Genomic DNA, 22,897 nt, shown 5'->3' on the forward strand with positions numbered 1-22,897 from the left:
GCCGCACGGCTCAGCGGGGCACGGCCTGCCCTGGTCGCAGCTCTCCGCCGCACTCACCCGCCTTCTGATAATCGGGTAGTAGGTGGGACAGGGTTTGCGACGAGTACTGGCGCAGTTGCTGGAGTTGCCGGTCGTCACGGACGACCTCCTTGCGAACCCAGTCCTCGTCGCGGCCGCCGGACGGATCCTGGAAACCCTGGATCTGGTAGTAGTCGCGGGTCATTCGGGGGTCGAGGGTGATCCCGTTGTGCCACCAGAGGCCGTGGGTGTGGATGAATGTCGGTTTGCGGTCCTCGAATACGTGATCCTCGAGGGTGGTGGCGCCGGTACCCGCGTAGATGTCCGCGATCGATGCCTCGGTGAGCCCGGCCATGTCGATCAGGCGCAGACGGGAGGTCAGTGAGCTGCCGCCCATATCGGGCGCCAACATGCTGCCCTGCTGGAGTCCGATGATATCGGCGTAGCCGTTGACGTAACGCCCGAAGCGCAGCGCGATCCAGCACAGCGGCACATCGGAATCGGCACGATAGGACTCGGCCGCGTCGGCCAACGCGACACCGGACGGGATCAGCGCACCGACCAGAGTCAGCGCGATCAGGACCCGCCCGCGCGTGCGTAGTCGGGCCAGCACTTCCGCCGCCGAGATCACGACGACGAACGCGGCCAGTGCCCACACCGGGGTCGCGAAACGGAACTGCCCCATCCAATCCGGTTGCAGGACACAGTAGGCGATCATCGCCAGCCCCAGCGGAACCAGGAACGCGGCGATGCCGTCCCGCCATCGGCTGGGGACGGCGAGGGCGAGGCCGACCACTCCGACGGCCGCGATGACCGCGGGCGCGCCCGCGTAGTGCACCAGATCGCCGGCCCGGGTGAGGTCGTGCACCGTCGGCATCGCCTGATGCTTGGCCACCGCCGTGTTCGCGACCAGCCTGCCGAATTCGGTTATCCGCCAGAGCAGATAGGCTCCGAACGGGACGGCGAACGCGAGACTCGAATACACCACATGCCGAAACCCGTTGCGCCACTCCGTACGTCGGATCAGGATCAGCGAAACCAGCGGGTAGGCAGCGACATAGATGAGGCCGTCGGGCCGGGTCAATGCCGCGAACGCGGCGATCACACCGGCGATCACCGCCACCCGGGGTGTCCACAGCCGCTGGTCCAGGACCGCGAGAAACAGGTGCACGGCCAGCACACACACCGACAGGGCGAACAGCGAGTTCTCCAGCCCGGAGAAACACCAGATAACGAACGAGGGAATCGCCGCCAGCACAACACCGGTCACGAATGTGACCAGCGCGGGCCAGCGCGACACCCGCCGGGCCGCGATGTAGCAGACGGACAGGATGCCGGCACAGCAGAGCAGCGCGAACAGCTTCGGATACACCACGAAGTCCGCGACGCCGAAGATCGTGCCGCGATCGAACAGACCGAGCCACTCGCCGAAGACCAACGCCAAAAGCCAAGTGGGATTGGAGAATCCCTCCACGGCGTCCGCACCCGGCTGCAACACCGGGCCGAAACCGTTGGCGACATTGCGCGCATAGGCGAACGTGATGCCCGCGTCGTCCACCAGCCACTGCCCGTACCGCGCACCCTGCCAGGCCAGTAACAGCACACCGCCCGATACCGCCGCCACCGCGGCCCACCGCGATCGACCACGTCGTTGCCGCGAATCCTCCCGCTGACCGGCAGAAGGCTGCGGCCGCGTGATTACTACCTCAACCATTCATCAGATCCCAAGTTCGAGCGATAAGTCCGGAACGCCGGAAACGCAACGTTCCTCATGGATACTGCTACATTGCTCGGCCGAATGTTCGGCCCGGGCGCGATTGCCGTCACCGGCCGAGCCGTACCGAGTCCTTGTCATGTCTCCCGAATCGGACCCGTCCCCCGGTGTGACGTGCCCGGAATCCCCTGCCGCAGCGGGTGAGCCCGAGAGCGTCGCGCTTAGCGTGAGTGCGCATGGACGCGGTGCCGGAACGGTCGAAGGGGCGCTGATCGTGAACGTACTGAGGACAGGCATCGTCTGGGCGCTGACCGGGCTGCTGGTACTGCTGGGCGCACCGCTCGCGAGCGCGGACGAAAGCCCGCGGCCGACACCCGCGCCGTGGCAGGAATGGATCGATCGCGCCATACCGGCACCCGCCCTGCCCGCCGCCCCGTCGCCACCGAATGGTGAACTGCCGCCCGACCTTTCGGCGCTGTGGCGGGCCGTCCTATCCCCCGCGACCGGCGATCCGATCTTCGATGCGTGGCCCACCGGCCTCGCTGATCGGTCACCGGGTGAGCTCATCGAATGGCGCGACGTCACCGCGACCACGGCGCCCCTGGCCCTCGTGCCGATCCGGCGCGCGATCCTGCTCAAATTCCGGACTACGGCGGCCACAGGTATCCCCGCATTCGGCACCGCGACCCTGGTGATTCCGGCCGCACCGTGGACGGCGGCGGGGACGCGCCCCGTCGCGGTGAACGCGCTGCCGATCAACTCGCTCGGTCAGCGCTGCACCCCGAGTTACGCGATGGCGCACGGCGTGCACGCCAAGTTCAATGCGGGCGATCTGTTTCCGCCGACCACCTGGTGGGCGCTCGGCCGTGGGTACGCGGTCCTGATTCCCGATCACGAGGGACCGTGGATGTCCTACGCCGAACCCACGGTCGCCGGGCATATCGTGCTCGATTCGATCCGGGCCACCCGTGCCTTCGCGCCGGAGGAGTTCGCCGACAGCCGTTTCGCGGTCGGCGGCTACTCCGGCGGCGCCATCGCCTCGTACGCGGCGGCGATGCTGCTCGACGAGTACGCACCGGAACTGGCCGGCGTCCTGGTCGGTGCCTCGATGGGTGGACTGGTCACCGACTACCGCGCGGTGGCGCGCCGATTCAACGGCAATGTCGCCTCCGGCATCCTGCTGGTGGTCGCGCTGGCCATGGCCCGAGAACATCCCGAACTACTGCGGTCGATGAATCATCTGGCCCGATGGGTAGCGATCTCACCGATCAAAGACACCTGCGGTGACAGCAACGGGCCGCTCGGCGTCACCGGACTGCCGATCGAGATCGCGGCGAACACGGCCGATCCGATCGGCACCCCCGCCGCCGACGCGATCTTCCGGCAGTCCGATTTCACCGACCGCAAAACCGGTGTGCCGCTGTACATCTACCACGCCGCACACGACATCTGGATACCCGCCGAAGGATCCGAGCAGCTGCACCGGCGCCAGTGCGCCCGCGGCGTACCCGCGGTCCGCACCCTGGTCCCCGGCGAACACGTCATCGGCTTGCTCGCCGGCTTCCCCGGCGCGATCGACTGGCTCGACGGCCGCCTCCGCGCCCTCCCCGCCCCGAACGAATGTCCCCCGGCCCCGGCCGAACCGAGGTGAAACCGAAAGGTTCGGGCCGGTTCACCAGGCGGTTGCGGCTTGCAGCAGGGCCGTGCGGACCTGGTCGACGTGGGGGCGGGCGGGGGCGCCCGGGCGGTGGGCCAGGTAGGCGGTGTTGATGGGGGAATCGGGTGGGGTGAGCAGGGGGATGATGGTGCCCGCGTGGAGGTCTCGTTCGCAGAGATAGCGCGGGAGGACGCTGCATCCGGCGCCGGCGACGACTGCGGCCAGGACGGCGCGCAGGTCGGGGACGGTGAGGGCGGGTTCGGTTTCCAGGCGGGTGGCGAAGACGTGGCGCCAGTAGCGGCGAAGGATCGGCAGGTCGGGCGCGTAGCTGAGCAGAGGTACGCCGGTCAGGGCCGTGGGGTCACCGGCGGACAACCGGGCGAGGTCGATGCGGTGCGCGAGTTGCGGTGCGGCGACAAGCAAGAACTCCTCGTCGGCGAGTGGTTCGGCCGGGACCGAGCGGCCGCGCGGGCGGGTGGTGGCGATCACCAGGTCGAGTTTGGCGGCGCGCAGATCGATCAGCAGATCGTCGGTGAGCCCGGTGACGACGGTGAGACGGATACCGCCGGCGATCAAGGGTGCCAGCGCGGGAACGGCGCGGGTCGCCAGGAGCTCGGCCGGACCGCCCAGGAGGACCGGTGGTTCCGGCGATGACGCGGCCGGCGTAGACGAGCCGCCGAGGGCTGTTTCGAGAGCATCGAGCGGGGCGGCGACCCGAGCCGCCAGATCGTGGGCCGCGGCGGTGGGCGCGACACCGCGGGGCAGGCGTTCGAACAGGGGCCGCCCGACCCGGCGCTCCAGCGCTTGCAGTTGCGTCGTCACCGTGGGCTGGGACAGGCCCACCTGGGCCGCGCCCGCGGTCAATGATCCGGCCCGGTAGACCGCAAGGAAAGTGCGCAGGTACGTCAGCGAGCCATTGGAATCTCGATACCCCATATCGCACATCCTATTGGTCATGCAATGAATAGCGGCCTAACTTGGGGGTCGCGACGATCGTCGAGCCCGACCCCCTTCGAGCGAGGAGCTCCACCATGGCAAAAGTCCTGTTCGTCCTTACCGGTGCCGATCACTGGACCCTGGCCGACGGCACCGAACACCCCACCGGTTACTGGGCCGAGGAGTTCGTCGCGCCCTACCGCGCGTTCCAGGCCGCTGGGCACAGCATCACTGTGGCAACGCCGGGCGGCGTGGTGCCGACGGTCGATCGTGGCAGCCTCGCCCCGGAGGTCAACGGCGGACCCGAGGGTGCCGCGGAAACCGCCGAAACCTTGCGCACGGCAGTGGAATTGACCGAGCCGATCGCATTGACCGCGGTCGATCTCGCCGATTTCGACGCGGTCTACTACCCGGGCGGGCACGGCCCGATGGAGGATCTCGCGGTCGACGCGGATTCGGGAAAGCTCCTGGCCGATACGCTCGCCTCCGGCAAGCCGCTGGGCGTCGTGTGCCACGGCCCGGCCGCGCTGCTCGCCACCGCGGATGCCGACGGCAAGTCCCCGTTCGCGGGCTACCGCGTCGCGGCATTCACCAATGCCGAGGAGACGCAGGGCGGTTTCGCGGACAAGGCCGAATGGCTGCTCCAGGACCGCCTGGTCACGCTCGGTGTCGATTTCCGCGAGAGCGAGCCGTGGGCCCCGCACATCGAGACCGACCGCAACCTCTACACCGGCCAGAACCCGGCCTCCTCCGCACCGTTGGCCGCGGAGATGCTGAAAGCGCTCTGAGACCACGGTGTCGGCGCGCTAGCCGGCGGCGACCCGCCGATCGATGACCGACAGCGCGAACTCGGCCTCCTTGTAGAGCTGCTGCGGAGTCGCCATCCAGAAATTGGCCACCGAGACGCATGCCTGCAAGAGCTAGATTTCTGATATCTGCTAATCAACCAGTTGTCTATGAAAGGTCGAGCATGCACTCTTTCCGCGCAGCCGTCGAAGCCCGTGACGAGGCCGCCATCGAAGCCCTGCTGGCCGACGATGTCGTCTTCACCAGCCCCGTGGCGTTCAAGCCGTACCCGGGCAAGGCGATCACCGCGGCCATCCTGCGCGCGGTCATCCAGATCTTCGAAGACTTCCACTACGTGCGCGAGATCGCCGACGGCCGTGACCACGCGCTGGTCTTCGAAGCCACCGTCGACGGCAAACAGCTCACCGGCTGCGACTTCCTGCATCTCGATGAGCACGGCAGGATCGACGAATTCATGGTGATGGTGCGCCCGCTGTCGGCAGCGAACGCGCTCGCGGCGCGCATGGGCGAACAGTTCGAACGCATCGAAGCCGAAGCCACCGAGCAGATCCGGCGCACGGCTACCCAGGCGTGAGCGCCGGCTGCGCGGGGCCCCCTCGGATGATCTCGGCGACAGCGTCGGCGAAGGTCGCGGGTGCGTCGTATGTGGCGAACCGGTGGGCCAGCGCCTTCGCTCGGGCGTGTGTCCCGGTGTCCGCCAGCAATTCTCGTGTGGCGGCGGCGACGGCGGCCGGGCTCGCGTGTTCGGAGCGCAGCAGCGTTCCGGCACCGGCCGCGACCACCGACCACATGCTCAGATGCTGGTCCATATTGGCAGGCAGGCCGAGTACCGGACGGCCGGCGGCGAGAGCTTGCTGGACCGTGGGACTGCCGCCATTGCAGATAACCAGGGCCGATCGGCGGGCGGCCGCGTCGCCGGGCAGATACTCGCTGACGAATACGTTGGCGGGCAATGGATCCGGGAGTCCGGCACCCGCGCTGGCGGTCAGTACCGTCACGGGCACCTCGGCGAGCGCGCGCACCACATCGCGCAGTAGCGCCGAAGCTCCGGAGCTGCCGAGGGTGACGTAGACCAGGGGGCGGTCCTCCGGTAGGTCGTTCCACCAGCCGGGCGCACCGGACGGCGACCACAGCACCGGGCCGAGGAATCGCGCGCGTCGCGAAAGCACGTGTGCCGGAGCCAATTCGGGCGGATCGGCAAACAGGAGATGATCCGCGTCGGTGTAGACGGCCCGCAGATCCGAACCCAGCGTGGGCAGGCCGTGGTAGCGCCGTAGCCGGTTGTGCGCCAGCGTATGCAGCGCGAAGGCGAACGGGCGGGCGGCGGCGAAGATCGGCGCCGCGGCGCGCACGCCGAGGGCACGGGTGAGCGGAAGTTCGGGTAAGGGAATGCGGCGCCCGGAGTCCACACTCCAATAGGCATTGGCGATGGCGGCATACGGGATGCGGGCCAAGCGAGCGCTCACCGCCAGCGACAGGCGGAAGTCGCCGACGACGATATCGGGCGCGATGTCGGCGAACAGCCGACATTCCTCGGCGGTGTAGCCGTGCAGGTCTTTCTCGGTATACAGGGGAGCACCCCGGGCCAGCGCGTCGAGAAACCGGGTGGGGCCGATCGAGGCGAGTTCGTGCCGCGTGTACGGCAGATCGCCGATCACGCTGTCGAATTGCGGAGCCGAGGCGAAATGGACATCGAATCGCCGCCGATCCAATCCGGCCGCGAGCGCTACCGGGCGCGCCACGTGCGCCAGCGTCACCGCCTCGGCGAGCAGCAACACCCGAATACGTGACATCGTGCAGAAGTATCACGGATCCCCGACCGGCGCAGCGGGTGGCCGACCCCCGAAACTCTGCGGCTTGCGCCATGGTAATCCGGTATGCCGGAACAATATTCGAGTGCGACGCCTGGAGATCGCACAGAATTCACGACCGCCGCCGATCAGCGCACCGCCCCGCTGTTACTGTCCGGAAGGGTTGGGATATCGAGCGCAGATCCGGAAAACGCATGTCGCATTCAGAGCCGAGAGATCCGGCCGCGGAATTCACACCGCCTACCGTATTCCGATTGTCGACAGCCGACGATGCGGCAGCACTGGCCGAACTGGAACAGCGCGGACAAGTCTGGACGCGGCGCGATCGGATCACCGCGCAATTGCGGAATCTGGCCCGCATCCGGACACCGGAACGCGGGCGCTTCGCCGATCGTGCGGACGTGCTGGCCGAGCTCGTCGCGGATCGTCCGCTAGACGAGGTCGGGGTCTGGGTGCACTATCCCTGGTCGGGCCTGCTGGTACACCTACTGGATGAAGCGGAGTTCGTGGAGGTGCGCACCGCTGCCAACCGCAACAAGCTCACCTCGGGCGAGCAGTCCCGGTTGGCCGGGAAAACGGTTGGCGTCGTCGGCTTGTCGGTCGGCAACGCGGTCGCGCTGACCATCGCGGCGGAACGATCGGCGGGCGCTCTCCGGCTGGCCGATTTCGACGAGCTGGATCTGTCGAACCTGAATCGCCTGCGTGCCGGTGCCGGATCTCGGCGTCAACAAGGCGGTGCTGACGGCGCGCCAGATCGCGGAACTGGATCCGTACCTGAGCGTACAGGTGTACGCGGCGGGCATCGACGAGACCGGTATCGACGAATTCTTCGATGCCGGAGGGCGAATCGACGTGCTCGTCGAGGAGTGCGACAACCCCTGGATCAAACTGCTGACCCGCGAGCACGCCCGGCGGCGCGGCATCCCCGTCGTGATGGAGGCCAGCGACCGTGGGCTGCTCGATATCGAACGATTCGATCTCGAACCCGACCGCCCGCTGCTACACGGGCTGGTCGGCGACCTGTCGACTCGGACCCTGCCGTCCGCGGGACGCGAGGCGCAACTGGCGGCCATGGCCGCACTGGTCGGCGTGGACGGCCTGTCCGATCGGGCCGCCGCCTCCGTGGTCGAACTGGATTCGACCCTGTCGACCTGGCCGCAACTGGCGGCCGAGGTGAATCACGGTGGCGCGGTGGTCGCGACGGCGGTACGCGCCCTCCTGCTGGGTGCTGCCGTCGAGTCCGGGCGGCGCAATGTGGAGATCCCGTTCGGCGTCGGCCGGGCCACGACCACGACCGTGCCGTTGCCCGTCGCCGAGGTCGTGGCTGTGGCTCGACTGGACCAGCTGCCCGTGGACGTCCGGGAGATCCTCGAGCTCGCGACGCGGTCACCATCGGGCGGCAACGCGCAACCGTGGCGGTTCCAGGTGCGCGGGCGGGTCATCGACGTGCTGTATCGCCACGACCCCGCGACCGACACCCTGTTCGACGCCCGGCAGACCGTACGGCGGGTGGGGCTGGGTATCGTCACCGAGAGCATCGTGGTCGCTGCCCGCGCGCGCGGCCTGTCGGTCGCGGTGGACTACGACCCGACGGGTATCGATGGTCCTGTCTACACCCGAATCCGCGTGGGCGACAACGGCGATGCGGCCACTTCGGCGGAATCCGCGCTCGGCTCCGCACTGTTGCGACGCCACAGCCAGCGCACCCGGCAACCTGGTCGCCCGCTGACCGAGGCGGAACTGCTGGCCCTGAAAGATTCTGTCGCGCAATTCTCGTCGACGTTGTGGATCAGCGCGGACGACGAGTCCCGGCACGCGTTCTGCGAAGGCACGGCGATCGGCAACTGGCTGCGCATGCTGGTCGATCCGCTGCATCGGGAGACGTTCGACGAGTTCTACTTCCCCGCCGAGGAACCCGGCCGGCGGGTGGGCATTCCGGTAGCCGATCTCGGCCTGCTGCCGACCGAGCAATTCGCCCTACGGATTCTGCGCCGCCCGGAAGTGGCGCGCTTCCTGCGCACCCGGCGCGAGGGGGGCGCACTGCGCGAATACAGCCGCGCCTGGGCGGCCGGCGCCTCCGCGGTGGGCGCGATCAGCGTATCCGGCTCCGCACGAAGCGATTTCGTGGAGGCGGGTCGCGCCGCGCAGCGGATGTGGCTGGCCGCGACCTCGATGGGTATCGGAGTGCAACCCGCGACGGCGCTGATGTTCGAGTTCGACATGCTCTCCGAGTCCGCGGGCGAGGTCTTCGACGAAGTCGAACGGGCCCACGTCGAGACCTGGATGGCAGCGGTACGCGCCAGTCTGCTCGCGGGATCCGGCGAGCGGCTCGCCCTGATGTTCCGAATCGTCGCCGGCCCGGAACTGCCCGATCCGCCGGACTCACCGCGCCTGCACCTCGCCGAACTCGTCGAGGTGCTGCCTGCCACGGTCGGCGTGCGGTGAAGCTCGCGGCGGATTTCGAATTCGCTTACGCCTCAGTCGAGGACGCCGAGCAGCTCGCCGTTCTGTACGACCGAGCCTACGGTGGCACATACACGATCGTCGACTGTCTGGACCCGGTTGCCATCCGGCGGATCGTGTCCGGTGGCGAACACATCTGGGTGATCGCCCGGGCAGATGGCGCGGTGGTGAGCGCGATCGTGGCCAGACCCGAGCCGGCCCAGCGTGCCTACGAGATATGCCGCGCGGCAGTCCTGCCCGAGTACGCCGGCCGGGGCGGATTCGGCGGGCTGTTCGCCATGACCGTGAACACGGCGATCTCCCGGCCGGACTGTGAGCTGATCTACGGTCATGCACGCAGTGAGCGGGCCCGGCGTGCGTTCATCCGCAACGGCTATCCCATGGCATGGGTGGGTACCGACGGCGGTATGCACAGGGTCGGCGGAGCCCGCGAAGAGCATCTGACCTGCGTCGCGTTCAACGCGTATCCGATGGTGACCCGGGTGCGGCCCGAACACCCCCTGATCGATCCGAAAAGTACTGTGGCACACGAGGTCATGCGACTCCTGGGGCACGTGCGTACCGGCGCGTATCCGTCGAGCGTCGTAGCCGGGCGCACCGGCGAGCTGGTCCACGAGTCCTCGCACGGTCGCGTCACCTACACGCTGGCCGCTCCGATCGCGGCGATGGAGATCGACTCTGTCCAGACCTCTACCCCCGCCGATACACGCCGCGCGCTGTGGGCGGCGATCGATGACGCACCCACACCGGTCGAGCACGTGACCGTGCGGGTGCTCGCCGACAAGGTCGAGGTGATCACGGAACTGTGCCGCCCGCACGATGATTCGCGCCGATTCGCTGCCCGCGCCTACCTACCGGGCTGGTACAGCGACGGAGCACTGCGCTACGACTGCGTGGCTCTGGTCGCCTACACGGCGCCGTATCCGCCGATCCGGCTCGGCTTGGACGACCGCGTCGAAGCCATCCATCGGAGCTTTCCCACACTGCTGCGCTGATCCAAATAATTTTGGAACCAAACGAAATTGGTGATCGGCGGCGACGACTGCCGACCATTGACAACTGAGGCGTCCGTTGTCAGGGATCAGCGAGGAGAAACAGGGCCGATGGCCAGCACCGTGGATCGGACTCGGGCGGCCGCGCCCGAAACGCTGCGAGAATCGGCAGAGCGGTTCCTGGACACGCTAGACGCGCCGAATACCCGCCGCGCCTACAGCATCGCCGTCACCAAGGTGGTCGACGAGCTCGACCAGCGCGCAGCCGGCCCGGAGTTCGCGGTGAGCCGCCCACTGGCGTTGGTGTCCGAGGCGGAGATCGGCGCCGCACTCCACACCCTGTGGGGCACCGCCGCGATCAATACCTGGAATGCGCGGCGCGCCGCGATCGGCAAATGGCTGACCTGGTGCCGGGCCCAGGGCTGGGCCGCGCCGGGGGTTCCAGCGTCGGCCCGCCGGTTCACCCCACCGGAGACCGGCACCCGGGTGCGTTCGCACACCGAGATCGATCACCTCATCGATCGGCACGACATCCATCTGCGCGAGCAGACCCTGTGGCGCATGCTCTACGAAACCTGTGCTCGCGCAGACGAACTGCTCCAGCTCAATATCGAGGACCTGGATCTGGCGGGGCGGCGCGCACCGGTGAGCCCCACCGGCGCGGTGGTGTCCTGGGGAATCGGGACCGCCCTGCTGCTCCCCCGGCTGATCCAGGAGCGCACGCATGGCCCCCTGTTCATCACGCACCGTCGACCCCGGCCCGGGAAACGCATGTCGCCCCGCGACATGTGCCCCGACACCGGCTACGCGCGTCTGTCCTACGATCAGGCCCGGGCCGTCCTCGACACCGCCACCGCGGTCGACGGCCCCGGCTCCGGGTGGGATCTGCGCGACTTCCGCCACTCCGGCCTGTCCCGGCCATGAAGCGCGCGATCTCCATGGTCGGCTGTCAAGGGTGTCTGTCCATGGTCGCTGCGAGTGCGGTCTGCACGATCGCGGTGAGCAGCAGCGCGCACAGGGGCAGCGTCCAGCTCTCACCGAGGTGTCGGAACACTCCGATCGCATACGGGCCGAGAGCGGCGATCAGATAGCCGACACCCTGGACCGCACTGGATAGCAGCACGGCCTCGCCCGCGGTGTCGGCGCGCACGGTGATCACGGTCAGAGCCAGCGAGAACACCGCCATCCCGAGACCCAGGATCAGCGACCAGACCAGCGGTGCGGCACCGGGCGCCACCAGGAATCCGACAATCCCGGCGACCGCGCACGCACTGAACCCGGCCAGCCACCGCGAGGGCCGGGCCGACCCCGCCACCAGTGGCGGCACGAACAGGCTGACCGGCACCCCGACACAGGTCAGCAGTGCCAGATAGCCCCCCGCGGCCACAGCGCTCACCCCGGCATCGCGCAGTACGGACGGCAGCCAGCCGATCACCACGAATCCAACCATGGCCTGCAACCCGAAGAAGAGCGCGAGCCGAGTGCTCCCCGTACGACGCAGATATCGCAGCGGAGCGACCGCCCGCGGGAGCGCGGCCGGTGCCGGCGAACGATGCCCGCGCCAGAGCAGCACGGCGGCCAGGGGCGCCGGTACCGCCCAGAGCGCCAGACCCCATTGCCAGCCCAGCCACTGCGACAGCGGAACCACGACCGCGAACCCGAGCACCGCGCCGGCCTGCAACGCGGTGGTGAAGGTCGCCACCAGGATTCGCGTGCTGCCACCCCCTCGAATCAGCGCCGGCAGCAGCACGGTCGCCAGACCGGCACCCACCGCGGCCAGAAACGTGGCGAGCACGAATCCCGTGACACCCACCCAGGGGCGCACCGCCAGACCCGCGCCGATCGACGTCAGCGCCCACAGCAGTCCGGTCCGCACCGAGATCCGGGCCAGAATGATCGGCGTCGCCAAGCTCACCAGCGCGAACGCGAACAACGGGAGCGCTGTGATCACGCCGCCCGCCCGCGACCCGACCTCGAAATGCGCTGTGATCGAATCCAGTTCGGGACCGACCGTGGTGACCGCAGGACGCAGGTTAAGCGCCACCGCCGCCACACCGGCAATCAATATCCCTGTGTCCCTACCAGTTTCGATACGCTCAGCCATCACAGGTCTGGTGTACACGCGAACGCGGGCCGCCACCCGAGTTCCGGGGCGATCAGCTCGGCACTGTCGCGGAGGATCTGCTCGTAGTCCTCACGATGGAATTCGTAGGGCAATTCCAGGCGCAGCTCGCCGATCCCGGCGAGTACCGGGTCGGCGTGCAGCCGCTCGAGGATCTGCGCGGCGGTGCCCACCAGATCCGGCGCGAACAGAATCCGCCGTTCGCCCTGCGGGCTGCGGGTGCGCTCGAGCCGGTCGGCGGCGTATCGCCGGTAGCGTTCGCGCGTGGCTCGGTCGGCGCTGTCGGTCGGGACGATCACCCGCCCCACCGCGACCCGGGCCGGGCGCGACGGGTCGACGCGGCGGCGATACTCCTCCGACAGCACACGTTGCGCCGTACCGAAATCCCCACTGTGCTCGGCGAATACGACATTGCCGAGCAGCAGGTTCAGCCCGCTGTCGGCTGCCCAGCGCACCGAGCGGGAACTGCCGCCGCCGTACCACAGCCGGTCGATCAGTCCGGGATTGTGCGGCTGTAACCGGGGACGCTGGGTGTTGCCGGGCGAGGAGATGACGGTGTCCGCGGCGCCCAGATAGCCACCGCGCAGATTCTCGACCAGCCGGGAGATCCGCCCGTAGGACAGGTCGTAGCCGCGCCAGTCACCGTCGAACACCAGGTCACCCAGGAGGTCGGCGTGCGGCGGTGTGCCCGCGCTGAAGCCCGGTTGGAGACGGCCACCGGACAGGACATCGGCCATGGACAGATCCTCGGCGAGCCGGAACGGGCTCTCGTATCCGATCGGAATCACCGCCGCTCCCAGCTCGATTCGCCGGGTTCGCTGTCCGGCCGCCGCCAGGAACACCGCCGCCGAGCCGACGCCGTGCTCGAGGTGACGCTGCCGGATCCAGCCGCCGTTCAAGCCGAGCAGCTCGCCGAATTCGAAGAGCCGCAGCGTGTCCTCGAGCCCCCCGGCCGGGTCGTCGTCGGGATAGTTGCCGGGGGTGAGGAACGACAGCGCCGCGATCCGTGGCACGCCCACCTCAGTTCCGCCCGTAGGCGGCCGGCGCCTGCACGATCATGGCCGAGGACCGTTGGCGCACTGTGAAACCCAGACTCTCGTACAGCCGGATCGCCGTGGTGTTGGTGGCGAGCGCGTGCAGGAACGGAATCTCCCCACGCGCCCGGATGCCCGCGCCCACCGCGCGGACCAGCCGCGAAGCATAACCGCGGCCGCGGAATTCGGCGTCGGTGCACACGGCGCTGATCTCGGTCCAGCCCGGCGGGTGCAGTCGTTCCCCAGCCATCGCCACCAACCGCCCGTCCACGCGCACACCGAGATAGGCGCCCATCTCGATGGTCCGGGGCGCGTACGGGCCGGGATCGGTGCGCGCGATCAACTCCAGGATCTCGGGCACGTCGGCGGCGGTGAGCACGACCAGTTCGGGGTCGGCGGACACCGCGAGCCCGGAGCCATCCATCTGCACGGACCCGAACTCACGCACAATCGTCCAGCCGGGCGGCGGCACATGCCCGCCGCCGCGCAGCGCGGCCGCGCCGCCCGGACCGACGAGTGCGGCGAGATCGGCCCAATCCCGATCGTCCAGCACCGGCGGATGACCGCAGAATCGCGCCACCCGCGGGTCGTAGCGCCCGACTCGTCCCACCCAGGTCGCGAACTCCCGGTGCTGCCCGCGCAGCGACGCCCGCACCGGATCGTCGAGGGGATGCAGCCCGGGTTCGATGTAGACGGCAGATTCAGCGGTCAACGCACACTCCTCCACGACAACGTCGGACCGGAGGACGGTAGCGAAGCGGACCGGTGCCGAACACCGGTTGCGCTCATCGCAATTCGAATGCGCGCCCGGAACGATTGCATTCACGGTGATCGGGACCGGCGACAGCGCCGATCGGCGTTCGTAGCGTCGACCCCACCATTCGGGAGCGTCCCCGAGAACCCAGGGAGCAACTCATGACAACCGTCGCCGCACGGGCCGCACGGCGGCCGGACGCGGGCGCACCGGACGAGACCTTGCCGATCGCCCGGACCTGGCATCCATGGCGCTGGGTCGTCGCCGCGGTGGCCCTGGTGCTGGTCGCGCAGTTCGCGCACGGCCTGGCCACGAATCCCGGATGGGACTGGCCGAGTTTCGCCGACTATTTCACCGCCGATGCCGTCCTGCGGGCGCTGCGCGTGACCGTGGAGCTGACATTCTGGGGCACCCTGATCGGTTTCGCGCTCGGCATCGCCGTGGCGATCGGCCGCCTGTCACACAATCCGGTACTCCAGGTCATCGCCTGGACCTACATCTGGGCCTTCCGGTCGATCCCGCTCATCGTGCAGCTGCTGTTCTGGTTCAACATCGCCTATCTCTATCGCACGCTCACCCTCGGAATACCGTTCGGCCCATCGTTTTTCAGCGTCGAGGTGAACGGGGTGATCAGCGGGTTCACGGCGGCGGTGATCGGCCTGGCCCTGCACCAGGCGGCGTACTCGGCCGAAATCATCCGGGCCGGCATCATTTCCGTCGACCCCGGCCAGCTCGAGGCGGCCAGATCACTCGGATTGCCGTGGCGGCGGCAGTTCTTCACCATTGTCGCGCCGCAGGCCATGCGCAGCATCCTGCCGAATGCCGTGAACGAGGTGATCAGCCTGTTCAAGGGCACCTCGATCGTCTCGGTCATGGCCATCGCCGAGCTGTTCTACCAGGTGCAGGTGATCTTCGGCCGGAACGGCCGGGTGGTGCCGCTGCTCATGGTGGCCACGGTCTGGTACATCGTGCTCACCACGATTCTCACCGTGGTGCAGTACTACATCGAACGGCACTACGCCAAGGGCGGCCGGCGCGAACTACCGCCCACCCCGTGGCAGCGGGTGCGCCGTCACCTCGCCGCGATCACCCGGGAGCGGCGATGAGCGCGACCGAAGAGTACGCCGTCGAACTGCGTGGCGTACGAAAGTCCTACGGGCGCAGCGAGGTTCTGCGCGGCATCGATCTCACCGTGCGACCGGGCGAGGTGACGGTGCTGCTCGGCCCGTCCGGCTCGGGCAAATCGACCCTGCTGCGCCTGGTGAATCACCTGGAGCGGGTCGACGCCGGTATCGTGCGGGTCGACGGTGAACTCATCGGCTATCGCCGCAGCGGCGGCAAGCTGCACGAGCTGCCCGAACGCGAGATCCTGCGGCAGCGATCCCGGATCGGCTTCGTCTTCCAGAATTTCAATCTCTTCCCGCACCTGACCGCCCTGGAGAACGTCGCCCTGGCACCGGTGGCCGCCCAGGGCCGCCGCCGCGGCGACGCCGAGACCGCCGCGCGCGAGTTGCTGGAACGAGTCGGGCTGGCCGACAAGACCGCTGCCTATCCGCGTCAGCTTTCCGGTGGCCAGCAGCAGCGGGTCGCGATCGCCCGCGCGCTGGCTCTGCGGCCCCGGGTGCTGCTGTTCGACGAGCCGACCTCGGCGCTGGATCCGGAGTTGGTCGGCGAGGTGCTGGATGTGATCGCCGACCTGGCCGGCTCCGGGGCGACCATGGTGATCGTCACCCACGAGATCGGGTTCGCCCGCAAGGTGGCCGACACCGTGGTGCTGCTGGATGCCGGGCGCATCGTCGAGCAGGGACCACCCGGCCAGGTGCTCGACCACCCGACCCATCCGCGCACCCGGGCATTCCTCACCCATGTGCTCTGACCGCAAAGGAAATCCGATGTTGTTCGCCCGCACGGGATTACGTCGCCGCTGGACGGCAGCCGCCCTGACCGCCGCGGCCCTGATCACCGGGGCCTGCGGTTCAGGGGAGAATCTCGACGAGGTCCGCTCGGTCGCCGGGCACACCTACGACCTGTCCCCGCAGCAGGCCACCCGGGTGCGGGCCGAGCGCGTCGAGGAGATCGCCGCGAAGGTGCCGCAGCAAATCCGTGATCGCGGCACGCTGCGCGTCACCGGTTCCGCGACCAGCGGTGCGCCGCTGCGCTTCTACGCGACCGACGACCGCACCCTGGTCGGCTCCGAGATCGATTTCGCCTATCTGGTGGCCGACATCCTCGGGCTCGACCCCGATCTGAGCGCCGCCGATTGGTCGCAGAATTTCGTGCGCGTCGACTCCGGCGAGGTGGACACCTTCATCTCCAATGTGACCGTCACCGAGGAACGCAAGGAGAAGTACGACTTCGCCACCTACCGGCTCGACAACATCGCCCTCGAGGTCCCGAAGAATCCCGGGTGGTCCTTCGCGGGCGTGGAGTCACTGGCGGGCAAACGGATCGCGGTCGGCAGCGGCACCAATCAGGAACAGCTGCTGCTGGAATGGAACCGGGCGAATATCGCCAAGGGTCTCGCGCCGATCGATATCGCCTATTTCCAGCAGACCACCGACTACTACCTGGCCCTGGCCTCGCGCCGGATCGACGGTTTCCTCGGCCCCAACCCGATCGCGGTCTACCACTCGGCGACCTCCGGGCAGACCGAGGTCGTCGCGAGCTTCTCCGGCGCCGGTGACGCACTGCAAGCCGAGATCGCGGTGCTTACCAAGAAGGACAACGGCCTGATCGGCCCGATCCACGAAGCCCTGCGCTACGCCATCGACAACGGGCTCTACCAGCAGGTCATCGACCGGTGGGGACTGCGCGGCGAAGCGGTCGACGATTCGCGGGTCAATCCGCCGGGACTGCCCAGACAGCGGCGGTGAGCGCGGATCCGCCCCGGCAACCGCCGGGGCGGATCGCGTCGGGCTACTACTCCTGCACGATGAGCGGGCCCATCGGCATACGTAAAACGGCTTCGCCGTGCAGGTTGGACAAGGTGACGACACCCGGGTTCGCGCCGTCGGGTTCAGCGCGATCCCCCGGGTCGCCGCCCTCGTAGTATTTGTCCTCCGCGTCGATGATCAGGACGAGATCATGTGCCGCGGGGATCTGGTGATCGGCGGGCTGGAATTCCAGGTCCACCGCGGCCGGAACGCCCGGCTTGTGGTTGACCACGGTGCAGGGAGCGTGGGTGATGATCCGCATGGCGCGGGTGATGGGATTGAGGTCCAGGAAGTAGGCGTAGATCGAGATCGCCTTCTTCGGCGGCGTGACCGAGAGCCGGAGTCGGGGGATTCCGGCGATACGCGCCGGCTTGGCCAGCGGAGACGCGAATCTCCAAACGCCGCAGTGGCTGCGGTCCACTTCGGGCAGCGGCATGGTGCGCGGCCGGAACAATCGTTCGGCAATGCCGTCGCCGATGATCTGCTTCATGGCGAAGACCTGTGACAGATAGTGGTCGAGCCAGTCGAACGCCGCGTCGGTGACCGATGCGGGCAGGCCCAGCAGCCAGAAAGTCTCCAAAGTGCCGTGATCGCCGAGCAGTTGCTTCGGGCTCGGGTATCGCTGGTAATACTTGTTCGCGAGCGCCCAATCGATGACTCTCCGGGCATTCTGGATGTCCTGCGGCGACGCGACGGTCAACTTCCCCTCGGAGCGGCCCAGCTCGCGCTCGCTGTAGGCGACCACGGCATAACCACGCAGCACCAGCTGAACGATCTGAACCCAGAGCGTATCCCGCCCCGCCGCCACCGGACCGGCCGAAAGGACGACCAGCGGACGGCGGCGCAGCGAGAGCGGCCAGCAGCGAAGGCGTCGATCTCGACACCGTCGCTCGCCGGAATGGTCTGCTCGGCCCAGCTGGCGGTCGTCCGGAAGAGCTCGATCTCTAGCCAGGAAGCGATTCGATCAGTCCCCTGCACGCAGAGTCCGGATACCTATCCCCAAAAATACTTGCACCCCATAGTATTTGGAATACTGCGACCGAGTCCCCCTAGAGTGGCTGATGCTTGCCACCTCGACTGACGACGGTACCGGCTCGACGAAATTTCATAATGGACAAATCCGGCTTGTGCGATATTTCGCATCCCACTCGCCGAATTGCAGCATTGCCGAGAACGCGATGGATTCGGCCCTGAATCCCGTAATCTGTTGTCCAGCAACATGTTACAGATCCATTCGGCCGACATCGACCCTCCGATCGGCGATACTGTTGAAGACCTGTCCGTTCGACGTCGAGGTGTGTTCTCATGGGCTCTGTGCAGTTCGACTCGTTGAGCATCGGTGAGCGGCTGCAAATACGACGTCGTCGACGTGGTTTGTCGCGACGGGTATTGGCAGGCTTGGTCGGCAGAAGCGAGGAGTGGCTGCGCCTCGTGGAATCGGGCCGCAGTCAACTCGACAGCATCGAGGTGGTCACCCGCCTGGCCCATGTACTCCAGGTAGACAATCCAGCGGAACTGATCGATTGGCCGGTACCGGAATCCCGGCGACTGACGCCCGAGCAGCCCATTCTGCACGCACTGCACGAGGCGGTGATCGACCACCCCGCACTGAATGTCCGCGGCATCGCGAGCCCAGCGGAGAACCGATCGATCACCGATCTCGCCGAGGATCTCGAGCGCTGCCGCACGCAGTGGACCGGCGCCTACGATCGGTACGCCAACTTGGCGTCGGCCTTGCCCCCCGTACTGCGAAAGTGTCGTTCCGCGCGGTGGCGGCTACAGGACCAACGCAGCGGCGAACTCCTGGTCGGCGCTTACCATCTGGCTCGCGTACTCCTGGCCGGCACCGGCAGCCACAGCATGGCCTCGACGGTCGCCGATCGGGCGATCGGCACCGCTGCGCAGCTGCATTCCCCCGAATTGATCGCGATCAGCGCCTGGCATGTCAGTCAATCGCTGCTGGATCTCTCGATCCTCGACGCGAGCCAAGCCTACGCCCTCGCGGCCGCGACCCGGCTCGAACGCACCGGCCGGGGCGACGAGGACAGCTTTCGACTCTGTTCGGCGTTGCGATTGGTCGCGGCTCGAGCGGCGGCCTTCGAACGAGCGTCCTCCGACGCCGACCGCCTGATCGCCGAGGCCCGCGCAGCCGCCGCGGAACTGGGTGACGACGTCGACATCGCGATGATTCCGTTCGGCCCGATCGAGGTCTCGCTCACCGAGATGGAGATCGCGGCGCAACACAACGCGACGGACGAGGTGCTGCGCATCGCCGACCGCCTGGAGATCCCCGAGCAGCACGCACCGGCCCGGAGAGTCAGGTACTACATCTATCAGGCGAACGCCTATGCGGCCCGGCGCGACGACGCCTCGGTGGTGCTGGCATTGTCGCGCGCCGCGGAGATCTCACCGGAAGACTTGCGCTACGACGCGACCGCACACCGCTGCATCCAGCAGGTCCTCAGACGCGGCAATGTCATCGCACGCCGGGAGATCCATCGCCTCGCCGCACTGGCGGGACTGAGCTAGCGAGCCGCTGAGCCAGATCGGGCAACCACCCCAACACGCCCTTTTCACCGGTATACGCTGCGCATACGGGCATGCGACGAGACGCTATGCTGCGCGCGGCAAATATTCGGTTACCAACCGTGGAAACCCCGGACGGAAAGGACATTTCGTATGTGTCGCCTCTTTGCTCTAACCACCGGAGAGGAGCGTGCGCAGGCATCCTTCTGGTTGCTCGACGCCGCCAACAACCTGCGCCACCAGAGCTCGGCACACCCGCACGGCACCGGCATCGGGTGGTTCTCGCTCGGCAACGAACCGGTGCTGGATCGAGCGCCGATCTCCGCCCTCGAGGGCACCTATCTGGAAGAGATCGCGCGAAATGTCCGCTCGCACACCTATGTCTGTCACATCCGGTTCGCCACGGCCGGCAAAGTCGATGTGCGCAACTGCCATCCCTTCACGATGCGCGAACGGCTCTTCGCCCACAACGGCTGCTTCCGCGACAAGGAACTCATCGAGTCCTGGCTCGACGACCGCGACCGGGCTCTGATCAAGGGCGACACCGACTCCGAGGTCCTCGCCGCCTGGGTCACGCACGAGATCGAACGGCTCGGCGATACCACGGCCGGAATCATCTCCGCGATCCGCACGGTGTCCGAGCAGGTACCGGTGTACTCGCTCAACTTTCTCCTGGCCGAGTCCGGCCGGGTGTGGGCACTGCGCTACCCGGACACCGAAGAGCTGTGGATGCTCACACCGGAAAGCGGCGGCTTCGGCGAGTCGAGCGACGGCCGGCGGGTGCCCGCCTACGTGTTCGCCAGCGCGAAACTCGACGACAACCCGCACTGGACCTTGCTGGAATCCGGCGAACTGGTCGTCACGGATGGGCGCACACACGAGTCCCACCATCCGTTCGGCGCCTTGAAAGCTCCCCTGACACTGCAGGATCTGGAGCAGTCCGAGCTCGCCGGCCGGTGCGTTCCCACTGGAGACTCCGGTGGGAACGCAGGGCTCGCCGGCCCGGCGGAGACCACCGCGCCGGATCTGATGACATGCGGCAGCGGATGCCGATGACCGTGACAGGTGTCAGTATCGATGCCTGGTACGGATCACCGCGTCCGCAGGAGCGATGTCCGCGAACAATTGCAGCTCCGCGCGCCGCACAGCCAGCACCGCATCGAACAGCACCTCCCCGAGAGCCGCGCGAAGTGGTTCCGAGCTCTCGAAAGCGGTGACGGATTCGAGGAGCGAGCCGGGCAGTAACGGCTGGCCGTTCTCGTCGCCGGGATAACCGACCACCGGCGCGGGGAGCCGAAGGGCGTCGCGGATCCCCGCCAGACCGGCCGCGATGACCGCGCCCACCAGCAGGTACGGGCTCGAGGCCGGGTCGAAGCAGCGGATCTCCGCGTTGGCCTTGGCCTCCTGTCCGGGTTCGCCCGCGATGAATCGCAATGCGGCCTCGCGGTTCTCGAGCGCCCAGCAGTGAAAGGCACCTGCCCACAGGTGCGGTCCCAGGCGCAGGTAGCTCACCGGCGTCGGCGAGCCGATTGCCAGCAGCGCCGGGAGTTCCCGCAGTATGCCCGCGAGAAACGACTCGGCCGTCGGTTGCATTCCGAATGGTCCGGAGCCGCCGGCACAGAGGTTCTCCCGATCCCGCCAGACGCTCAGGTGCAGATGGCGACCGTTGCCCACCCCGCCCACCTCCGCGACCGGGCCGAACATCGGCTGCAACCCATGCCGCAACGAGACCGCGCGGATCGACTCACGCAGCAGGAGGGTGGTGTCAGCGGTCGCCAGCGGATCGGCAGCGGCGACGGACACCTCGAACTGCCCCGGAGCGTACTCGGGATGCAGTTGCAGCACATCGATCTTCTGATCGATCAGCACGCGCATCAGTTCGTCCAGATAGTCGGGGAGTTCCGCGACGCGGGCCATGCTGTAGGCCGGCCCCTGGCACGCATACTCCACCCCGCCGCGACCGTTGTCGCGAGTGACGATCCACTCGGTCTCGATCCCCACCTTGATTTCCAGCCCCAGCGCCGCCGCGGCGTCGACAATCCGCCGCACGAAGTGCCGCTGGCACGCCGGATAGGGATCTCCGTTCTGCTCGAATCGGTCGCCCGGGGCCCAAGCCCAACCGGGCTGGCCCGCAAGGACAGTCAACCGGGACAGGTCGGGGAAGACGCGCACATCGCCCACCGGGCCCTCGATATGGGGCGTGGAGGTCATCGAGTCGTCGACCAGTGCGACGTCCAGGGCCGGTGAGGTCCCGATGCCGTCCCGCAGCGCGTGCGCCAGCCGCCCAAGGGGAACTGCCTTGGACCGGCACAGCCCGGCGGTGTCCATCCAGCCGAGCATGACGCTGTTCACGCCCGCGCCGGCCAAGCTTTCGACCGCCATCAGTTTCGGCTCCCGACCATTCTCGATTATCGCAGTCATTTCCGGATCCCCAATCAAATTTGGCTGTACGCACCGAATCAGAGGCGCAATTAAGGTGATTGCGTGAGCACAGCCCACGAGCCGAAGTGGTATCTCAAATAATGAGCGGGTGGCAGCGCCGAAGTCAATAGCGACTTCGAGCATAAACGATCTAGCTCGAATCTCTTGTGCGCAAACCATTCAGGGTTCACCATCAGACAATCAGTGCGGTGCCCTCTCGGAACCGCGAAATCCTTGTTACACCCGGAAGGTTCGTCCACCATGAGCAAGTCAGCAAATATTCAGCAATACAGAGTGGATCGACTGAAGCCACGGGCGATCGGACTGTTCGGAGTGGTCTTCATGGCGGTGGCGACCGCAGCGCCGATCGCCGCCATGACCGGAAACGTGCCCGCGTCGGTCGCCCTGGGCAACGGCGTGGGCGCACCCGCGGCGTTCGTCGTGGCGACCGTGGTACTGACCATCTTCGCGGTCGGATACATCGCGATGAGCCGGTACATCACCACCACCGGCGCGTTCTACGGCTATGTCTCACACGGCCTCGGCCGCGTTCCCGGCCTGGCCGCGGGCCTGCTGGCGGTGCTGGCCTACATGGTGTTCGAGGCGTCACTGGTTGTTGGACGGCACTCAATATGCCTACGTCGCAGGCGATTTGAGTGCATGATGTCTGCCGACGATTTCTGGTGCGTGCCAGTTTCGGGGTTGTGTT

20 protein-coding genes and 1 pseudogene are annotated in these 22,897 nt (G+C 67.6%); 12 read left to right on the top strand and 9 right to left on the bottom strand.

The features are described 5' to 3' along the window. Window positions 1–10 precede the first annotated feature (10 nt). Window positions 11–1,642 carry a hypothetical protein gene (locus ACFVMC_RS26810; protein WP_379214683.1) on the bottom strand — a complete coding sequence of 544 codons (1,632 nt, stop codon included), beginning with the start codon at window positions 1,640–1,642 and terminating at the stop codon, window positions 11–13. A 364-nt stretch (window positions 1,643–2,006) separates the two neighbouring features. Between ACFVMC_RS26810 and ACFVMC_RS26815 the strand changes: the two genes are divergently transcribed. Next, the gene (locus ACFVMC_RS26815; protein ID WP_379214685.1) at window positions 2,007–3,383 is read left to right on the top strand and encodes a lipase family protein; all 1,377 of its coding nucleotides are present in this window, start codon (window positions 2,007–2,009) and stop codon (window positions 3,381–3,383) included. A gap of 21 nt (window positions 3,384–3,404) precedes the next feature. Here the strand turns inward: ACFVMC_RS26815 and ACFVMC_RS26820 are convergent, their stop codons facing one another. Beyond that, the gene (locus ACFVMC_RS26820; RefSeq protein WP_379214687.1) at window positions 3,405–4,325 is read right to left on the bottom strand and encodes a LysR family transcriptional regulator; all 921 of its coding nucleotides are present in this window, start codon (window positions 4,323–4,325) and stop codon (window positions 3,405–3,407) included. 95 nt (window positions 4,326–4,420) lie between these two features. Between ACFVMC_RS26820 and ACFVMC_RS26825 the strand changes: the two genes are divergently transcribed. Together ACFVMC_RS26825 and ACFVMC_RS26830 are read left to right on the top strand one after the other, a co-directional pair. Further along, window positions 4,421–5,113, top strand: a complete 693-nt coding sequence (locus ACFVMC_RS26825; protein WP_379214689.1) for a type 1 glutamine amidotransferase domain-containing protein — start codon at window positions 4,421–4,423, stop codon at window positions 5,111–5,113. 182 nt (window positions 5,114–5,295) lie between these two features. After that, window positions 5,296–5,706 carry a nuclear transport factor 2 family protein gene (locus ACFVMC_RS26830; RefSeq protein WP_379214691.1) on the top strand — a complete coding sequence of 137 codons (411 nt, stop codon included), beginning with the start codon at window positions 5,296–5,298 and terminating at the stop codon, window positions 5,704–5,706. Here the strand turns inward: ACFVMC_RS26830 and ACFVMC_RS26835 are convergent. Together ACFVMC_RS26835 and ACFVMC_RS26840 are read right to left on the bottom strand one after the other, a co-directional pair. After that, window positions 5,693–6,925, bottom strand: a complete 1,233-nt coding sequence (locus ACFVMC_RS26835) for a glycosyltransferase (protein ID WP_379214693.1) — start codon at window positions 6,923–6,925, stop codon at window positions 5,693–5,695. The genes ACFVMC_RS26830 and ACFVMC_RS26835 overlap by 14 nt on opposite strands. Before the next feature lie 503 nt (window positions 6,926–7,428). Then, the gene (locus ACFVMC_RS26840; protein WP_379214695.1) at window positions 7,429–7,671 is read right to left on the bottom strand and encodes a hypothetical protein; all 243 of its coding nucleotides are present in this window, start codon (window positions 7,669–7,671) and stop codon (window positions 7,429–7,431) included. Between ACFVMC_RS26840 and ACFVMC_RS26845 the strand changes: the two genes are divergently transcribed. From ACFVMC_RS26845 to ACFVMC_RS26855, 3 genes are all read left to right on the top strand, one after another. Further along, window positions 7,646–9,388, top strand: a complete 1,743-nt coding sequence (locus ACFVMC_RS26845) for a nitroreductase family protein (RefSeq protein ID WP_379214697.1) — start codon at window positions 7,646–7,648, stop codon at window positions 9,386–9,388. The genes ACFVMC_RS26840 and ACFVMC_RS26845 overlap by 26 nt on opposite strands. Next, window positions 9,385–10,401, top strand: a complete 1,017-nt coding sequence (locus ACFVMC_RS26850; RefSeq protein WP_379214699.1) for a hypothetical protein — start codon at window positions 9,385–9,387, stop codon at window positions 10,399–10,401. The genes ACFVMC_RS26845 and ACFVMC_RS26850 overlap by 4 nt, the downstream gene beginning before the upstream one ends. 108 nt (window positions 10,402–10,509) lie before the next feature. After that, window positions 10,510–11,322, top strand: coding sequence for a site-specific integrase (locus tag ACFVMC_RS26855; protein WP_379214701.1), 813 nt, complete (start codon window positions 10,510–10,512; stop codon window positions 11,320–11,322). A gap of 25 nt (window positions 11,323–11,347) precedes the next feature. On the opposite strand, the gene ACFVMC_RS26860 is transcribed toward ACFVMC_RS26855, so the two are convergent. Genes ACFVMC_RS26860 through ACFVMC_RS26870 form a run of 3 tightly spaced genes read right to left on the bottom strand, consistent with a single transcriptional unit; the run spans window position 11,348 to window position 14,266 of the window. After that, window positions 11,348–12,442: an MFS transporter gene (locus ACFVMC_RS26860; RefSeq protein WP_379214703.1), complete on the bottom strand. Its 1,095-nt coding sequence runs from the start codon at window positions 12,440–12,442 to the stop codon at window positions 11,348–11,350. A gap of 59 nt (window positions 12,443–12,501) precedes the next feature. Continuing rightward, on the bottom strand, window positions 12,502–13,539 hold the full coding sequence (locus ACFVMC_RS26865; RefSeq protein WP_379214705.1) for an LLM class flavin-dependent oxidoreductase: 1,038 nt from the start codon (window positions 13,537–13,539) through the stop codon (window positions 12,502–12,504). 1 nt (window position 13,540) lies between these two features. Then, window positions 13,541–14,266: a GNAT family N-acetyltransferase gene (locus tag ACFVMC_RS26870; RefSeq protein WP_379214707.1), complete on the bottom strand. Its 726-nt coding sequence runs from the start codon at window positions 14,264–14,266 to the stop codon at window positions 13,541–13,543. Window positions 14,267–14,469: 203 nt separating this feature from the next. On the opposite strand from ACFVMC_RS26870, the gene ACFVMC_RS26875 reads away from it, so the two are divergent. From ACFVMC_RS26875 to ACFVMC_RS26885, 3 genes are read left to right on the top strand one after another with little or no spacing between them, the layout of a single operon-like run. Beyond that, the gene (locus ACFVMC_RS26875; protein ID WP_379214709.1) at window positions 14,470–15,414 is read left to right on the top strand and encodes an amino acid ABC transporter permease; all 945 of its coding nucleotides are present in this window, start codon (window positions 14,470–14,472) and stop codon (window positions 15,412–15,414) included. Next, the gene (locus ACFVMC_RS26880; protein ID WP_379214711.1) at window positions 15,411–16,184 is read left to right on the top strand and encodes an amino acid ABC transporter ATP-binding protein; all 774 of its coding nucleotides are present in this window, start codon (window positions 15,411–15,413) and stop codon (window positions 16,182–16,184) included. Before ACFVMC_RS26875 ends, ACFVMC_RS26880 begins: the two co-directional genes overlap by 4 nt. Window positions 16,185–16,200: 16 nt before the next feature. Then, entirely contained in the window at window positions 16,201–17,181 is a 981-nt protein-coding gene (locus ACFVMC_RS26885) for a transporter substrate-binding domain-containing protein (RefSeq protein ID WP_379214713.1), read from the top strand. A gap of 46 nt (window positions 17,182–17,227) precedes the next feature. Here the strand turns inward: ACFVMC_RS26885 and ACFVMC_RS26890 are convergent, their stop codons facing one another. Continuing rightward, complete coding sequence (locus ACFVMC_RS26890) at window positions 17,228–18,049, bottom strand: CocE/NonD family hydrolase C-terminal non-catalytic domain-containing protein (RefSeq protein ID WP_379214715.1); 822 nt, start codon at window positions 18,047–18,049, stop codon at window positions 17,228–17,230. 497 nt (window positions 18,050–18,546) lie between these two features. Here ACFVMC_RS26890 and ACFVMC_RS26895 point away from each other — a divergent pair, with 497 nt between their 5' ends. Both ACFVMC_RS26895 and ACFVMC_RS26900 read left to right on the top strand, forming a co-directional pair. Next, window positions 18,547–19,770 carry a helix-turn-helix domain-containing protein gene (locus tag ACFVMC_RS26895; protein WP_379214716.1) on the top strand — a complete coding sequence of 408 codons (1,224 nt, stop codon included), beginning with the start codon at window positions 18,547–18,549 and terminating at the stop codon, window positions 19,768–19,770. A 150-nt stretch (window positions 19,771–19,920) separates the two neighbouring features. Continuing rightward, a complete protein-coding gene (locus tag ACFVMC_RS26900; protein WP_379214718.1) occupies window positions 19,921–20,823 on the top strand; it encodes a class II glutamine amidotransferase in 903 nt (300 codons plus the stop codon). Window positions 20,824–20,835: 12 nt separating this feature from the next. Here the strand turns inward: ACFVMC_RS26900 and ACFVMC_RS26905 are convergent, their stop codons facing one another. Then, on the bottom strand, window positions 20,836–22,332 hold the full coding sequence (locus ACFVMC_RS26905) for a glutamine synthetase (protein WP_379214720.1): 1,497 nt from the start codon (window positions 22,330–22,332) through the stop codon (window positions 20,836–20,838). Between the two features lie 117 nt (window positions 22,333–22,449). Between ACFVMC_RS26905 and ACFVMC_RS26910 the strand changes: the two are divergent. Next, a pseudogene (locus ACFVMC_RS26910) lies at window positions 22,450–22,897 on the top strand (hypothetical protein); the annotation flags it as partial.

It is taken from the genome of Nocardia sp. NPDC127579 (assembly GCF_042672005.1).
In the GTDB taxonomy this organism is placed as follows: domain Bacteria; phylum Actinomycetota; class Actinomycetes; order Mycobacteriales; family Mycobacteriaceae; genus Nocardia.

Bases quoted from the DNA above. Each gene is read 5' to 3' on its own strand.
- ACFVMC_RS26820 (WP_379214687.1), bottom strand. From the start codon at position 4,325: ATGGGGTATCGAGATTCCAATGGCTCGCTGACGTACCTGCGCACTTTC.
- ACFVMC_RS26825 (WP_379214689.1), top strand. From the start codon at position 4,421: ATGGCAAAAGTCCTGTTCGTCCTTACCGGTGCCGATCACTGGACCCTG.
- ACFVMC_RS26830 (WP_379214691.1), top strand. From the start codon at position 5,296: ATGCACTCTTTCCGCGCAGCCGTCGAAGCCCGTGACGAGGCCGCCATC.
- ACFVMC_RS26835 (WP_379214693.1), bottom strand. From the start codon at position 6,925: ATGTCACGTATTCGGGTGTTGCTGCTCGCCGAGGCGGTGACGCTGGCG.
- ACFVMC_RS26855 (WP_379214701.1), top strand. From the start codon at position 10,510: ATGGCCAGCACCGTGGATCGGACTCGGGCGGCCGCGCCCGAAACGCTG.
- ACFVMC_RS26875 (WP_379214709.1), top strand. From the start codon at position 14,470: ATGACAACCGTCGCCGCACGGGCCGCACGGCGGCCGGACGCGGGCGCA.
- ACFVMC_RS26880 (WP_379214711.1), top strand. From the start codon at position 15,411: ATGAGCGCGACCGAAGAGTACGCCGTCGAACTGCGTGGCGTACGAAAG.
- ACFVMC_RS26885 (WP_379214713.1), top strand. From the start codon at position 16,201: ATGTTGTTCGCCCGCACGGGATTACGTCGCCGCTGGACGGCAGCCGCC.
- ACFVMC_RS26895 (WP_379214716.1), top strand. From the start codon at position 18,547: ATGGGCTCTGTGCAGTTCGACTCGTTGAGCATCGGTGAGCGGCTGCAA.
- ACFVMC_RS26900 (WP_379214718.1), top strand. From the start codon at position 19,921: ATGTGTCGCCTCTTTGCTCTAACCACCGGAGAGGAGCGTGCGCAGGCA.
- ACFVMC_RS26905 (WP_379214720.1), bottom strand. From the start codon at position 22,332: ATGCTCGAAGTCGCTATTGACTTCGGCGCTGCCACCCGCTCATTATTT.